We start from the raw sequence: 15,815 nt of genomic DNA on the forward strand, positions 1-15,815 counted from the left end.
CAAAGACCGAATTGTAAAAAATTCTTTTCAATTCATGGTATAAATTCGAACTGCATCTCTTAAAAATTCCGCTGCTCCAAGATGTTTTTTATCATAATACGCTTTAAATCTTTCATCTGCTACATACATCTCTGTTACTCCTCTATGAGCTTCCTTCGTATAATGATCCCAAAAATAGCAGAGCCATTGACGATGCAAATCAGCTGCCTTCTGTGCCAGCTCGCTCGCTGGATCTCCAGTTACAAATGCTTTATTCAGTGTATTCAAGACCTCTTCCTCAAGCTGTTTCAGCTGTTCGAACTGCTCTTTTGTCATGTTTTTCAGTTTTTGATTAGATCGATCGACGACTTCGCCTCCATATTTTTCTCTAACTTCATGCCCATATTTTCTTTCATTTTCTTCAATTAATTTTTGTTTAAAAGCTTCAAATTTCTCTTTATCGCTCATCGTGATCCTTCCTTCCTTTGCCGCTATTGTTTTCTCCACATTTGCGATTAATGAATTTAGCTGCCTGCGTTTTGCAAGAAGCTTTTCGCGGTGTTCCTTTAAAGCTTTCATGCTGTCGAAGGATGGTGAATTGATGATTTTTTTAATTGTATCTAAATCAACTCCAAGCTCTCGATAAAAAAGAATTTGCTGCAGTTTATCAACCTCTTTTTCCCCATATATGCGATATCCGGATGAATTGATTTTCGCTGGCATAAGAAGCCCAATTTCATTGTAATATCGCAATGTCCTTGTTGTAACTCCGGTCAATTCTGCTAATTGTTTTACCGTATATTCCATCCTTTCACCTCCTGACAAGATCATCATAAACCTTTACGCAACGTCAATGTACAGAGAAAAATTAATGTTATAATAAACATAATATTGAGAAAATAAAATAAGGCTGTGATCACTTAGTGTTTTTACAAAAAAATATCCTCAATGCTATTTCTTATGTTAAACCCAAATTCACCGGCGCCGGATTCTCGCTGTTTATTTTTTTTACTGTTTTTTTCATTGCAGCTGATTTTGACTTGTATGGAGTTTCAAAAGATTTGAATAACCCTTATCTTTGGAGCATTTTTTACGGATACGGAATAATTTGTTCTATTTTTATTGACCTGCTGGCTGTGAAAATTCCTAAAATCACTGGAACCATTAAAATTGCCTTTTACGTTTTGGCAGGATATCTCATTTTTTTGCCTTTCGGATGGATGATGGTGATTGTTGGCGGAACAGTCGGAGCTCTTTGTTCATTAGTTTTTTATTTTGGAACATACATGGCGCGAAAAAACGCATTTTTTAAATATATTTTTGCAATCTGTGCTCCGTTTATTTTGTGTATTATTTTAAACACGGATTTTACTGTAAAAAAAGATTGGCGCGAATGGAAAAGGAATTCAAGCTATATCGCACTTTTCGACTATTTCCACGGAGAACACGCCATTCCGATTTATGCGGAAAAAGGTCAAACGATTACGTTTTTCCGTTAAAATTCAAAACAATAACGGAGGCGGACATGGTTTTCATGTATTGAACAAAGACGGCGACGTTGTCGCCATGAAAGAAGTCGACGAAAGCACATATCAAATCAAAGCGGCAGAAAAAAGCATCTACCATATCATCGTCACAGGCGACAAGCTGAAAGGAAGCTTTACAGTTACTTGGGATGTAAATGAATAATAGAATCCTGCAGCTGCGATTAAATGAAACAAAACAAACGGTGAATACGTATGAAAACATCGATAATGGAAAACGGAGGTTTTCTCTGTGGAGAAAAAAAAGAAAATTGAAAATGTTCTTTTGACACTTTCAATTATTGGGCTTTCAGCAATGTTCATTTACGTCATTTTCATTTGGGAGCATTTGCCGGATACTATACCACGGCATTTCAATTTCAAAGGCGAACCGGATGGATTCGGCGGAAAAGGCTTCATTCTTGTTCTGCCTTTTACAGGACTAGGAATATTTGTCTTGACAACATTATTGTCCCGCATTCCCGACGCATTTTATTATCAGTACAATGCTACAAAAGAACAAAAAAAGCTTCTTTATAATCAAGGAAGGATTTTCATCCGTTTATTGCAAGCAGAAATAGTTTATTTCTTTTTATTCGGGGTCTGGCGAACCGCTCAAGTCGCACTCGGAAAAGCAGATGGACTTGGAGTCTACCCGCTTTATATTTTCTTAATTGTCATACTAGGGACATCGATTTATTTTGCCTTCCGCACAAACAAAGTTCTGAAAGAAACCAGATGACATCAGTTCGATGATCATCTGGTTCATTTCATCAACCGCGCATCACATAACGTAGAAGGGCCGTATTCCCCATTTCCCGCACATAGACGAACAGCTGTCCTTTATGGTGGATTTCATGATCCATCGCAGTTTGCAATCATTGCGATCCAGACATTTTCGCTCCAAAAATTTTGGAAAGATCGACTTGGCGATCTAGATCCTCATTCGTCACGGATTCTAGCAGGCTTTTTGTTCTTTCAGTATACATTTCTGCTAGTTTTTTTAAGTCTTTTTCCATCTCTTTCAATTTTTCGCCAAATACATCCAGATTTCCGGTTTTCACTGTTTTTGCAAATCGATAAAAGGCCGATAACATATGAATTAAAGAATTTGATAAAATGCTACTTGTACTTCGGACGGTTTTCTAATTCCTTCTCCTACAAATATCATCTTGTTAAGGAAATCATACTTTTTATTACCTACTTCAAAAACGGGAGATGTTTTAAAATAATACGAGTCTTGTGGAACTTCCTCGCCGCAAATCAACTTATTCATAATTTCTTTCGGTCCGTGCCTATATCCTTTATTAACTACATAAATAGGCACTCCGTCGTCTGTTTCAATTGTATAATGGGCTAACAGTTCCGTCAGCCCATCTTTTCGTATTAATTGGTAATCGGCTCCTCCGGAAAGTACTCTTCCCTTTATGTTAGGGCCTTCAAATCTTCCACCAATAATCGGAATAACCCTCCTTATCCCTAATCCAACATCACCAATAATAATCGGCTCTTCTACCTTTATGCTGGCAGTTAACAGATGCTCTATTTTTATTGGCATTTTTCTTTCCCCTTCCAAAGTTGAGCGACTTTATTTTTTACAAATCGCTTTACCGCTAAGAATAATTTCAAATCCCGAAGAAAATATCTCCTCGGGACTTTACAAAAATTATTTTTCAACGGCTACATCTTCATTGATTATCTCAGATTGTTTTTTCTCTTTGTAATAGACTGAATGCTGCTCTTGAATGAACAATACTGCTAAACCGCCAAGCACTGCTGCACTGGCAATAGCTGCAAAATTATATTGCGGCTGTAAATTTAATGAAAGTAAAATCCCGACAAATGTAGGGGCAACTATTCCGCCTAAACGGCCAAATGCCATTGTACTTCCTACAGCTGTTGAACGCATATTAGTAGGATAATATTGAGAAACGAATGCGTTCGCCATATTTTGAACCCCGACGGATGCTGCACCAATAACAGAAATCAGGGCAAAAGCGATGAATGTACTGTTGGCAAAACCGATTAAAGATAGTGCAATGGCTCCACAGAAAAACAATGGAACAAGCACTTTTTTAAAGCCTAGCCGGTCAACTATAGGGCCGAAAACAACTGTTCCGACAATCGCTCCAATTTGCATGACAGCAGTAAATGCAAGGCTTGAGCTTAAATCATAGCCAACTTCCATCATAAGGCGCGGCAGCCATGTATTCATGGAATAAATTAATACAAATGCGCTAAAGCAGGAAATCCAGAACATAACGGTGCTGAATGCACGTTTTTCCTCAAACAAACTGACAATAGGCGATCCCGCTTCTTTCACTTTTTCCTTTTTTTCAAATTCCCCATCGCTGCTAATTCCCGGCTCAATTTTGGCAAGAATTTTTTTAGCTTCTTCTTCCTTTCCTTTTTCCAAAAGAAAGTCGATGGATTCTGGAACACTTTTCAACAAGAAAGGAATGAACAATAAGGGAATTCCGCCTACCCAATATACTGACTCCCATCCAACTGTAGGAAGGAGCTGCCTGCTTGTAAGCGCTGCCAGAATAGCTCCTGCAGAATAACCGCAAAAAATGAATGAAACAATTGCTGTGCGAACCCGTCGCGGTGAATATTCAGTTGCTATTGCAACGACATTAGGCATAACTCCGCCCAGACCAACACCTGCAATGACACGAAAGATCGTAAATAAGACAGGATTTGCTGCAAAACCTGCGAGCAGCGTGAAAAAGCTAAACAAGAACGTAGTCAACAAAATAATATTTTTTCGCCCTATTTTATCCGATAACAATCCAAACAAAACAGCACCGATTGCTGTTCCGACAACTGTATAGCTGCCAATAGCCCCGGCAGTGACATCCGAAATTCCCCATTCCTTAATAAGCAGCGGGACAGAAGCACCGTAAATGACAACATCAAATCCGTCAAACATAATAACGATAAATAACCAGAAAATCAGCCAAATATGGAATGAATGAATGCGGCTGTTGTCAATTACGTTCATTGGGTTAATCCGTTTCATATTATTATAGACCTCCTCATCAAAAATTTTTTGTATTTTACATTTTAAGTAAGCGTTTGCAATTTATCTGAAACACCTCTCTTTTACTTAATATTTTGAATTATCTTTAAGTTGATTGTAGCATCTCATTATCATAATTGTTATCTACTTATTGTAGAAAAAAACACATTCATTTTCCTAAATTATGTGGTCAAATCTGCAGAAAAGAAGATTGACAAATACTCTTCTATTTTTCACTCTGACTGCTAGCGGGCCAAATTGGTTTTCGTCTTCCATTACGATTTTCCCGGCATTGGGAAAAGGTAAAGACAAAAAGATTATGATCAACGGATACCCATAAAATACAAAAAGCCGGCACTCAAAATGCCGACTCAATATGAAAATTCGTCACATTTTCTCGTATGGGGGTTATGTTTCTATCGTTTAATTTTTAATAAGCATTTCAAACGATAAAAATGATTCACATGCTTTCCATTTTATTCTTTTTATCAGGAAGCGATTCGTAAAAACGCTCTTTCCACCACTTTCGTATTTTTTTCATGTTCCATTCCGTTCCAGTTTCCTTTAAAGATTGAATACGCCAATACATTGGCGGGTGGATCATAAATTGAAATTCTAGAAATCTGAAAAACCATGAATCCCGCTCAATCGATGAATTTTGTTCTTCATTACTTAAATTGTAGCGTTCTGCTTTGTATGTCAACTCATCTTGTTTTACAGCTAAAGCAGTTAAACCGTCTGCCATTTGATCATTTCCGTTGTCAAGCCATATAGCCCCTAAATGATCTGCCCGCACTTCCATCCATTGCAAAAGAAGAGACTGGATAAGAGGAAAGAATAAAATAAGAACAAAAACAATGTAAAAAAGAAGAGACTCATTTCTTAGTATAAGAGAATGGTATAACCAATAAATAAATAAAACAATTACTAAAAGCGCAAGTATACGTATAATTTGACCGATCATGACATCCCGTTTTTTTACATGCACAGCTTCATGAGCAAAAACCGCTTCGATTGCTTCCAACGGAAGCTTTAACGTTTCCGACGTTAATACGATCATTGATCGACCGATGTTTGCCCCAGTTGCAAAACCGTTTAATTCATTCGCCTCTGTTTGAAAAACTTTCACATCAGAAATTCCAGCCCGACTTAGCACTTTGTCTGCAACAGCTAAAACATTTGGATCATCTATCTCTTTCACGTCTAATGCAATTTTTAATAATCGATCAGAAATGTAAAGATTAAATATCCACAAAACAATGACCGCAATCGTGATCGCCCAAATAGGAACCTTTAGCAGTGATAAGATAACAGTCAATGTCGTGTAGGCGCCGACTCCTTTGACGGAAATGGCAAAGTACATTTTGCCGAGAAGTCTTTTTATATTTTTTTTATGATAAAATGGAAGCACTTCAACTTGTGCAATTTCCGACGGTAGTTCCTTTTCTTCCCGGCTTTCAATGGTCGTAAGCCAAGAAGTGTTTTTAGCATTAAAATAGACAGTTTCGCCTGAAAATACTAGCTTTAATGTTTTTCCCATACTTGTCGTGAAATCTTCATTTGTTGAAAACATCGTAAATAATGGGAATAATTTAAGTACATCAACATTTGACTCGAGCTTTGCTTCCGAAAGTTCTGAAAGCGGATATCGTTTCGCTGTGATGTTCGATAATATGTAAATACAATTTGTTTCTTTGCTGAAATACACTTCAAGGTTTCGATAAAGAACAGCTTTTTTTAACAATTGACAAATCATTACAACATTCGTATATAACAAAATGAGAGACCAAACAGAATCGTATGAATTGAAAACAAAATATAAGACAGATAGACCAATGAATGTCATCGCAAATGCCGCATCAACCCAAACCCGACTCGAATGTTTATTGAGTTCAATCTTTTCAATTTCCACTCTGTTTGCTTCATTTTTTATTTTTTCGTAACCCGATTCATGGGAAAACGTGATTAAACACATAAGAAAAGAGTATCCAAAGCTAGACATCGCTCTAATTGTAAAACCTAATTCATATGCTATAAATAAATAGACTGCAAGAACAGATAACAGTACGATTTCTATCACCAATAACGGAAAAAAGGATATCCGCTTTTTCAACCAAACATGCAAAAAACCAGCTAACACTCCTCCAAGCATAATCAATACCAACGCCCAGATCATGAGCACACCCCGTTTTTTTTATATTCCTTACATATGTATTAACGTTTTTTTTCTATAAAAGTTTCTAAAAAATTGAATTCCTCGCTTCACCAATTCAACAGCAGGGGCTTCCTAAGAACGCCAGCAATCTTTTTATATACTAAAAAAATTGCAATAGCTTGACATTAAGGAGATTTTCGTCCATTTTTTAAAGACTCGTTGGATTGGTCGGGAATGGGAGCGATCTGTTATTCAAATAAAACAAAAAAATCATTTTGATTGCACCTTCCGCCACGCTTGTTGCCATTATTCAGAGCCTGTAATATCTCTGAAGTGTAACGGCAAGCTGAAGCCTTTATTAAAAAATCGCACATTATCGGCATCACCGGAAAAAAGTCATTCAGCATAACGCTAAAACTGTCAATTAATTAGGATGCCATACTCCCTATACGGAATTTGTCTTGCTCATGCTCGATATGTTCCGAGAAAGCTTACTCACTCGCACATTATTTAATTGCAGCTATTCTATTAAAAATCCCTATCAGAATGGACAGTCTAATGTCTTGGACCCCAAAGCATGATTGAAACTCCAATTAAACAAATGCCTGCTCCGATCCAATCGTAAATATCAGGAGTTTTTTTATCAACCCACCATCCCCACAAAACAGAAAGAATAATAAACACGCCGCCATAAGCGGCATATACTCTACCGAATGTAGGAAAGTTTTGCAAAGTAGGGATCAGCCCATATAGAACCAAGATCATACTACCAATAACTCCGTACAAGTAGTGTTTTCCTTCACGTATCCATAGCCAGACTAAGTACCCTCCGCCAATTTCAGCTAAACCAGCAAGAATAAATAAAATAATGGCGTAAATCATATTTCACCACTTTCCTATCGCAATTTAACACTATAGAAGGCCATAGCTTCCAGACTGCCTTCCATTTCAAAAGCTCTCTTTTCAATCAGCTTTCTTAGCCGATATTCCAAGAATTCATCTCCTACATATTGGTCTAGATGCCCCAGTACTTCACCGATTAATCTAACTGATTTTATAAAATCCTTCGTCTTCATTTCATTATGCAGCTTTTTCGCTCTGTTTATTATGAAAAGATCATAATAATCTTCCGAAACGCTGTGTATCGTTCCGTTTTGCCAAATTCGCAATACTTCGCGAGTATTTGCAAGAGCGAGCCATTCCTTTTCAAAATTCTCTCTTTCATGCTGGGAAAGAGGCGGTTCATTTTTACTTTGTTCATATATGAATCGAAGCTTTTCAGGAGGAATTTCACCTGTATCCAAAACAGTATATTTTTCTTTTCGTTTCTTAAAAAGCTCGCCATATACCTTTGTCGTGTTGATGAGGAAGATGTCATTATTTTTATTCTTCAATAGATATAAAACAAATCGCAATCCGGTCTGTTCATGAGCGTTGTCAGAAATCCATATCATAATAGGTGATCCTTCTGGAATCGCTGTTATTTCATTGACTGTTTTTTGAAAGTTTTGTTCATACTCATGAAACTCATTGTATGCATCCGTCAAATTATTTTTTATCCAATGAAATCTCGCTTCTTTTCCAATGTCTTCATGCAGTCTCCAGATCGGACCTACCGAGAATGTTTCCCAAAAAGAAATGACGCGCTCTTTTTTCTCCACATCTAAATCCCTTAAGACCATTTTTAAACTCCCCGAAGGTGAAGCGCCAAGCAGAATATGTATCATTTATAATCTTCCTTCCGCTATCTTATTACTTTATCCTAATCTTTCAAAGTCTTTACGTAAACACGATTTTTTCAGCTTTTTCGACTTTAAGAGGTACTTCATATCAGAAAAATTGTCATATGAAAGCTGAATATGAAAATAGTTTATATACTCAAGTATGGCAAAAACATAAACAAATCCCGCTATGTACAATCCTGTTGCAGGTACCGACGGATACCATCTGACTAGATCGACCAAAAACATGAAAGGCGAAATGATGATAAACAGCGTATTCCATTTCTTTATATTTTTTAATCGCTGAACGATATAAGCAGGAGTTATGGCAGTATTTTCTTTTTTTAATCGCTTCCATTTTGCAAACCAATACACACTACCCTGAAATAAGAGAAACTCTAACAGAAAAAACGAAATCCAAAAAGAGTACAGCGAATATAAATGCAAATGGGCAAAGACTTTATTCCAAATGAAACTAATGATGAAAAAAATGACTGCTGCCATTGCCTCCCCAGTATATAAATAGAAAAATCTCTTCTCCAATTTTCCCCTCAAGTGCATCACCTAGTTCCTTCGTCTCGGATGGCTGATTAATCGTTAAGGATGTAAATACGGTATAGCACCATTTTCATACGTCTCAGCTCTTGTTTTGTTTCACTAGATGCTGTATTCATTGATATTTAACGGAGAAACTTTATGTGCTTTTCGCACCGAACAATCCTAATTTTCCATTGCCAACATCTAGGACACAACTTGAATCGCAGTGTTTAAAAATTGACTAAGGTACTTTATTTTTTAATAAAAAATGGGTTAAAATTCTGAATTGATTCATTGCCCTTTTCCATGAAAATGTTTTATCATTTTTTTACTTTCTCCTATTTTTTGATTGAACGATCAAGAGCCTTCTCTTCAAACTATTTATTGGCAAATAATTTAAATTGCAACAATTTTACAATGAGAAGTGAGCAAAACATTATTTTGGATCCACGAACATATTCTCGTTCTAAATAAAGTTAGATTAAAAAAGAGACACAGATTAATATAGTAATAGACTAAAATCCATAAAAAATGCGTTATGAGTAAGCTGTAATCATCAAACAGTTCGTTAGCGAAATCAAATGTACAAACGCTCATGAACTCTGAGAAAAAATACAAACTTGTACGAAAAATATCAGAAACTCGCCACATCTTCCAAAGATTTTAATTTCCTGACTGTTTTTTTTGGCCTAAAACTAATATATCTGCAACGTTGAAAAGATTAAAATTTATTATATTTACAAACATTCAGTAAATAACTTTTGCATTTAAAGTCCAATAACGATTTTATAATTCCCCAATTTTCAAATTGATAATAAAGCTATCTTAAGAAAATCTTTTTATTGAGAGACATTTACATCCCTTATAAGTTAACAAGAAAAGACTTGGAATGCATGTGTATTAAATTGTTTTTCCATTTTATACTAATTATGATGAATGACTTCCTAAACAGAAATACCTAATTCGTGTTCTCACTAAGATCATTAATCTTTACAATGACCGGCCACTATTTAAATGATAAGCAACCCACCTCTTTGAATCGTCACACTCATCGGAGTTTTAGTGAGAATCTCGCCATCTCCTTGCACAATAACAGGTAATTCGGAGATAACTTCCACTTGTTTTCCTGTTATCATGGTTACACCAGGATGTAGTATATGTTTGCCTTTAAACGCCTTTGGAAAAGTGCGCAACAGCTCCCATTTATTCATGCCGTGTACTATACAAATGTCAAATAGTCCATCATTATAACAAGCATTTGGACATATTTTAATACCTCCGCATAGTTTGAGATATTGGCAATTGCAATTAACCATACATTACAAAAAACTAGTTTCTCCCCATCAACCATTAATTGAATGCTGACAGGACGATATTTTAATAAAACATGCAAGAAGCTAAGTCCATATGAAAGATTACCTAATCTAATAAAATTCAGCCAATTTTTATATTTCGAGCCATTGTTTATCTCGGCGACTTTACCGTCAAAACCGATCCCCATTACAGTAATGAAGTATTCGTTGCCAATTCTTCCAATATCAATTTTTCTTTGTTTTCCCATTAAAATACGTTTTAAAGCCTTTTTATAGTCCTTTGGTATATCAAGAGCCCTTGCAAAATCGTTTCCCGATCCTGCAGGAATAACACCCAAAGGTATATTCGAATTGATTAACCCGTTAGCAACATCATGGATTGTACCATCTCCTCCTACGGCTACAACAGCATAACATTTTTCAGAAGACAACTCCTTAGCAATTTCTGCTGCATGTTTTGGACGATTGGTAAAGCGCACTTGATAATTTATCTGTTTTTCTTGCAGCAACTTTTCAGTCTTTTTCCAAACTTTTAATCCTTTTCCGTTTCCTGAGATTTTATTGACGATAAAATAATACATACTAAAGATCTTTCCTTTATTAAAGATATGAAAGTTTTATATATTATGCCAAAACCGTTTTATTTGGCATGGTTTTATCATCTCCACATTTACTTCGTTTAGAGGTGGGTGTTTCTCGATGAAGCTTCTTGTACAGAAGAAGGTTGTCGGAAGTTTTCTAGATGGATTAGAAAGCAACAACTGCTTGTTTGCCGATTAAGCGGTTCAACCACTTTCCTGCTTGGTTACCAATCCGTTGATACATTCATCTCGTTTGCACATTCAAATGAAAGATGTTCCCATGCACTGTCTTGCCAAGTTTTTTGTAAATTCTCTATCTATTTTATTACAATTTTCTCCTATTTACAGGAATCTATTCACACAACTCCATTTATGCTGTCAATGGGAAAAATCCCCAATGACCGTCGGCTATCACTTGAAATACAAGGAATTGATCTTTGTTTTTTCCTCAGTTTACTGGCAATCCTTTAAAAAATTTTTTGATGAGTAACAAAAGACAAAAGAAAAAACTTCTTTACTATCTTTGCAGAAAAAATGAATGAGACATAGATTGAAGGAGTTGTATTATGTTGCAAAAGGGATGATTGCTTGACATATCCAATCAAATGTTATTTTTTGTAGCAAAGAAAAATTAGGTGAATACAATATAATCGAATTTCAGGAAAGGAGAAATCAATATGCAATATGATTATAACTCGAACTATACTTATAACCTAGATCATCAAGTTCCATATGCGAATCCTCAGGAGCCGTATGAAGAAAATATGCATGATCGGGATCATTATGATCACCATGTGAGCAAGCATGATTTTTGCAAAAGACATAAGCATTATTACGTCTTGCTGGAAATGGACGATGGAAAAATGTATGATGGCATTATTGATAAAGCCGATAATGATCATGCCTATTTATTAGTACCTATTGGCGACCAACGAGAAGAAGATAACGAAGAAGAAAGACAATTTGGCTTTGGTGGGTTCGGAGGTCCTTTTGGTGGATTCGGATCTCCTTTCGGTGGATTCGGAGGTCCTTTTGGTGGATTTGGAGGCCCTTTTGGTGGATTTGGAGGGTTTGGGCATTCCCCATTTCGTTTTCGGAGATTTAGGAGATTCCGATTCCCGTTTTCAAGGATTCGCCGTTTTTCATTTCCGTTTTCTTAATTAATACATTTATGTGGTCGGCAGCTTCGTTATAGAGTTGCCCGTTTTTTGCTTGAAAATTTGTTCCTCTTATATTGAAGCGATAATATTGTCCACCCCTTAATTTAATTTCCTGCTACCACATATAATTTCCATTTATCCATCCGTTAAGTTTTGCGGCTTGTTCCAAAGCAACAATTTTTATTCTGATCTGCCGCCTTTTGTTTGGATTTACGCTTAACAGGATTAAGCGGTGGAAATAGAGTACGGATTTGCTTCAAGTACTGATCGGAGAGTGGTTTTTGCACTAATATTGGCTTGGCATTCTATTTTTATTTAGTACAAAAAAATTTTGATGTTATCGTTATCATCAATATTTGCTAACTAAATGTCGTTTACGTCCTTTACGGTACCGTCAAGAATTTTGTGTGTAATGCAAGATAGATAGGGCAGTCTCCTGTTTGGAAAGGAAGAATCCCTTTTCCCCTTTTTTAATATAATAATATGGTTAAATGTAGCCATTTACAAACACATTCGCTGAGTTTCGATGGTAGCTTCTATGCCGTTCCTCCTGTTAGATTTCGAGGAAATTTTTGATTTCTTCCTGCTAAATCAGTTCTAGCTATGGGAGACTAACCTTTTTTGATTGCTGCAACACCATCATAAGTTTCATAACAGCCTCAGCAAATGCAGTATAAATGGAACTTTCAAGTTCATCTAAATACATCATTGGCCCAACAACAACTTTTTTTACTGGCTTTCGAATCCACTTTTTCGCATCTAGACAAATAATCGCAACCGGAAGAACAGGCGCTCCTGTTTTTAACCCGAAAAAGCTACCCCTTTTTTTCGGATTGACACTTCCCCGTTTTTACATCTTTTACCTTCAGGAAATCAGCCTATCCGTATTTAATCAGGTCTTTAGCAAATCATTTATGTATATCTTAGATAACGATAATGAAACAACAGATATTTATTTTCTTACACCTGAACAAGGTTTTTATAAATTGGAGTATAGAAAAGGAGAAGAAGAAACATTTTTTAAACAAATTTTTGAAAGATTGGAACCGCTCGCAGCTTCGCAGTTAGTCATTGACAATAATTTTTATGATGATCTTCCGGAAGAGATGTGGAACGGAGATGAGATTACGAGATCATTAAGCGAATACGGAAAAAAGCTTGATCGCATGAATTTACTTCCCGCTCCATTTCCATCGGAAGAATATCTTACACCTCGTGGTCTTCGCCATTTAAAAAAACTTTACGGATTAGGAGGACTAAGCTATGGAAACCTCAGTGCCAGACGGGACAGTGAAAGCTTTTGGATGAGTGCAAGCGGAATTAACAAAGCAGATATGAAAACAGTCGGTGAAGATTTTCTCTTAATAAGTGGATATGATCCTGATAAAAATGCCATGAAAGTAAGCGTTCCCCCGAATATAACACCAAAAAGGGCATCTGTCGACGCTATTGAGCACTGGATGATTTATAAAGAACACCCGGAGGTAGGAGCGATTGTACATGTTCATGCTTGGATGGACGGCATAAAGGCTACAGAGATTAACTATCCTTGTGGAACAATTGAACTTGCAAAAACGGTGGCTGAACTTGTCCGAATTTCAAAAGAGCCTTCTAAAGCTATTATTGGTCTTAAAAACCATGGACTAAAGATGACATCTTTGAACGTATCGAAGGCAAAATTATCCCCCAAGTACCGATGTCTTAACGTATTTACATGTTTTTGAACCAACGGAATTTTTATTGAATGATTAAGGCTCCCGAAAAAAATTTGGATAGAGAGAGGGGATTTAACCTTACTTATTTGGTTTGTATGTATTTTTAAGCATCGGCAAATCCCCTGCAACTTTCTCCCTGCTCGCCAAACGGTGCACCGCGTTTTTCACATTGCATCCATCTATTGAAGCATCAGCTTGTCCGCACCGTTTTCTCCCTACTCTGCTTAAATGTTTATTCTGGTTTTACCAAAATTTTCACTTGGTCTTTTTCTTTTATCAGCGTTTCAAATCCTTCTGCTACAATATCATCTAGCTTAATTCGTTTCGTAACGAGTTTTTCTGCTTGGAAGTAGCCTCGTTTCATTAATTCCATTACAGCAGGGAAGATATCGCGGTATGCAATAATTCCTTTTACGTTTCTTTCTTTTAATACGATATTATTTGGCTGAATGCCCGCTTCTTTTTCCCATATGCTAACGATGACTGTTTCTCCTTCAAATGCAGTGCTGTCAATAGCTTGTTGTAAAACAGCCGGTATTCCCGTTACTTCAAACGCAACGTCGACTCCGCCATCGGTCAGTTCACGAAGCTTTTGAACCGGATCTTCCTCTATTGGATTGATGACAGATGTAGCACCGAGTTCTTTCGCTTTTTGCAAACGTTCTTTGGAAACTTCTACTACATAAATTTCTGCAGCGCCAGCTGCTTTTAATGCTTCAATCACAAGAAGACCTATAGGACCTGTTCCAAACACAGCGGCTTTATCGCCAGGTTTGATTTTGCTTAATCTAACAGCATGCAAGGCTACAGCCGCAGGCTCCACCAATGCTCCTTGTTCATAAGAAAGACCTTCAGGCATTTTATGCACCATATGCTCATCAACGACAGTATACTCAGAGAATCCGCCGCCGCCACCGGATAAACCGTGGAATCCTAAAGATTCGCAAAGATTGTACTTACCTTTTTTACAAGCTGGGCATTCTCCACAGCGAAGAATAGGTTCTACAACGACAGGATCCCCAACCTTTACTTTCGTAACGCCTTCTCCAACTTCAACTACTTGACCAGAAAATTCGTGGCCCATGATAATTGGCGCCACATCTTTACTGACAGGATGAGGCTCTTGAACAGGAACAAAAATTGGACCTGCCGCATATTCGTGTAAATCGCTTCCGCAAATTCCTGCCCATTCTACTTTAATTTTTACTTTTCCTTTCCCTGCTTTCGGTTCTTCTACTTCCTCTACTCGAATGTCTCTAGCGTTGTGCCATCTTGCTGCTTTCATTTCATTTCCCCTCCCAATTTTATAATCGCTTTCATTGTATCATTTTTTAGTCCTATTTTTATCATATCGAAAAAATTCGAAATTATTTTATAAAAGAAATTGCTTATTTTGTGATTGGCTCTTTTTCAAACTATGATATGTACAAGCTTCATGGAACAGGAGCATATTTGTCATGCGGCAATTACCATGATCATGAGGTCAGCTTAAGCCTTAAATGTCAAAAATATCTTATTATAAAAATCAGCCCTCTTCTTTCAAATGTTCTATTTGCCAAATGCCTCTTTACCTGAATTTAGTGACTATTTGATCAATCATATAGTTTTCTGCCAGCTGTCTGCAGCATGCACACACTGTTATGAGGGCAAGCACATTTTTCACAGGTTTTAGGGTTTGCAAATTCCCTTCCTTACCGGATCATGCCGGTTGAAAAAGGAAATTCTCATTTCCCTGACCATATATACAAAAGTCCTAAGTTTTTTCGCATCCCACCTCCTGATAGAACTAAAGTTCTATGAATCTATTTTCATTTTATTACAATATAGGAAGGTATTTCAAGAATATCATGATAAAAAAAACTGATTCCCCCCTTCATTACATTTAAAGGTGCGGGGTGAATCGGCAGAAATGAAATGCTAGTTTAAGAATGCACAAAAGTGATTGGACAAGATTTTAACATGCGCGACCTTGATTAATATTGTACATATCAAAATCACTTAAAGAGAAAAAAACATGTACACTCTTAAACAGTCAACAATGTACATGTTTATGGTTCTTACTCAATCTTGGTGATGGGAAGGAGGTTAATGGAGAAAATGAGTGTACAA

16 protein-coding genes and 1 pseudogene are annotated in these 15,815 nt (G+C 36.6%); 5 read left to right on the top strand and 12 right to left on the bottom strand.

The window, feature by feature from the left end; all coding sequences use genetic code 11:
- Window positions 1-27 precede the first annotated feature (27 nt).
- Entirely contained in the window at window positions 28-786 is a 759-nt protein-coding gene (locus NSU19_RS15950) for a MerR family transcriptional regulator (protein WP_339197310.1), read from the bottom strand.
- A gap of 254 nt (window positions 787-1,040) precedes the next feature.
- Between NSU19_RS15950 and NSU19_RS15955 the strand changes: the two genes are divergently transcribed.
- The 3 genes from NSU19_RS15955 to NSU19_RS15965 all read left to right on the top strand — a co-directional run bounded on the left by NSU19_RS15955 (window position 1,041) and on the right by NSU19_RS15965 (window position 2,244).
- On the top strand, window positions 1,041-1,478 hold the full coding sequence (locus NSU19_RS15955) for a hypothetical protein (RefSeq protein WP_339197313.1): 438 nt from the start codon (window positions 1,041-1,043) through the stop codon (window positions 1,476-1,478).
- 40 nt (window positions 1,479-1,518) lie between these two features.
- The gene (locus tag NSU19_RS15960; protein WP_339197316.1) at window positions 1,519-1,668 is read left to right on the top strand and encodes a hypothetical protein; all 150 of its coding nucleotides are present in this window, start codon (window positions 1,519-1,521) and stop codon (window positions 1,666-1,668) included.
- 87 nt (window positions 1,669-1,755) lie between these two features.
- Complete coding sequence (locus tag NSU19_RS15965; RefSeq protein ID WP_339197319.1) at window positions 1,756-2,244, top strand: DUF1648 domain-containing protein; 489 nt, start codon at window positions 1,756-1,758, stop codon at window positions 2,242-2,244.
- Between the two features lie 31 nt (window positions 2,245-2,275).
- Here NSU19_RS15965 and NSU19_RS15970 read toward each other — a convergent pair whose 3' ends face one another.
- The 10 genes from NSU19_RS15970 to NSU19_RS16015 all read right to left on the bottom strand — a co-directional run bounded on the left by NSU19_RS15970 (window position 2,276) and on the right by NSU19_RS16015 (window position 10,831).
- The gene (locus NSU19_RS15970) at window positions 2,276-2,368 is read right to left on the bottom strand and encodes a DinB family protein (RefSeq protein WP_339195824.1); all 93 of its coding nucleotides are present in this window, start codon (window positions 2,366-2,368) and stop codon (window positions 2,276-2,278) included.
- A gap of 12 nt (window positions 2,369-2,380) precedes the next feature.
- Entirely contained in the window at window positions 2,381-2,566 is a 186-nt protein-coding gene (locus NSU19_RS15975; RefSeq protein WP_339193296.1) for a hypothetical protein, read from the bottom strand.
- Window positions 2,567-2,604: 38 nt separating this feature from the next.
- A complete protein-coding gene (locus NSU19_RS15980; RefSeq protein ID WP_339193297.1) occupies window positions 2,605-3,060 on the bottom strand; it encodes a DUF3237 domain-containing protein in 456 nt (151 codons plus the stop codon).
- Window positions 3,061-3,168: 108 nt separating this feature from the next.
- Window positions 3,169-4,524, bottom strand: coding sequence for an aromatic acid/H+ symport family MFS transporter (locus NSU19_RS15985; protein ID WP_066247353.1), 1,356 nt, complete (start codon window positions 4,522-4,524; stop codon window positions 3,169-3,171).
- Between the two features lie 460 nt (window positions 4,525-4,984).
- Window positions 4,985-6,700, bottom strand: a complete 1,716-nt coding sequence (locus tag NSU19_RS15990; protein WP_339197322.1) for a M56 family metallopeptidase — start codon at window positions 6,698-6,700, stop codon at window positions 4,985-4,987.
- A gap of 534 nt (window positions 6,701-7,234) precedes the next feature.
- The gene (locus NSU19_RS15995) at window positions 7,235-7,561 is read right to left on the bottom strand and encodes a YnfA family protein (RefSeq protein WP_044895977.1); all 327 of its coding nucleotides are present in this window, start codon (window positions 7,559-7,561) and stop codon (window positions 7,235-7,237) included.
- 14 nt (window positions 7,562-7,575) lie between these two features.
- Entirely contained in the window at window positions 7,576-8,406 is an 831-nt protein-coding gene (locus NSU19_RS16000; protein WP_066247358.1) for a DUF1835 domain-containing protein, read from the bottom strand.
- A 30-nt stretch (window positions 8,407-8,436) separates the two neighbouring features.
- A complete protein-coding gene (locus NSU19_RS16005; protein WP_339197325.1) occupies window positions 8,437-8,955 on the bottom strand; it encodes a general stress protein in 519 nt (172 codons plus the stop codon).
- A 992-nt stretch (window positions 8,956-9,947) separates the two neighbouring features.
- Window positions 9,948-10,253 (bottom strand): hypothetical protein, encoded by a 306-nt coding sequence (locus NSU19_RS16010; RefSeq protein WP_327856734.1) that lies wholly within the window; start codon window positions 10,251-10,253, stop codon window positions 9,948-9,950.
- A complete protein-coding gene (locus tag NSU19_RS16015) occupies window positions 10,157-10,831 on the bottom strand; it encodes a YegS/Rv2252/BmrU family lipid kinase (protein ID WP_327856733.1) in 675 nt (224 codons plus the stop codon). The genes NSU19_RS16010 and NSU19_RS16015 overlap by 97 nt, the downstream gene beginning before the upstream one ends.
- 677 nt (window positions 10,832-11,508) lie before the next feature.
- On the opposite strand from NSU19_RS16015, the gene NSU19_RS16020 reads away from it, so the two are divergent.
- The gene (locus tag NSU19_RS16020; RefSeq protein ID WP_339197327.1) at window positions 11,509-11,991 is read left to right on the top strand and encodes a hypothetical protein; all 483 of its coding nucleotides are present in this window, start codon (window positions 11,509-11,511) and stop codon (window positions 11,989-11,991) included.
- An 870-nt stretch (window positions 11,992-12,861) separates the two neighbouring features.
- Window positions 12,862-13,696: pseudogene (locus NSU19_RS16025) on the top strand (class II aldolase/adducin family protein); the annotation flags it as partial.
- 242 nt (window positions 13,697-13,938) lie between these two features.
- On the opposite strand, the gene NSU19_RS16030 reads toward NSU19_RS16025, so the two are convergent.
- On the bottom strand, window positions 13,939-14,991 hold the full coding sequence (locus NSU19_RS16030; RefSeq protein ID WP_339197330.1) for a 2,3-butanediol dehydrogenase: 1,053 nt from the start codon (window positions 14,989-14,991) through the stop codon (window positions 13,939-13,941).
- Between the last annotated feature and the right edge of the window lie 824 nt (window positions 14,992-15,815).

The sequence above is a fragment of the Aeribacillus sp. FSL k6-2211 genome, from assembly GCF_037966125.1.
Classification (GTDB): Bacteria; Bacillota; Bacilli; order Bacillales; family Aeribacillaceae; genus Aeribacillus; species Aeribacillus composti.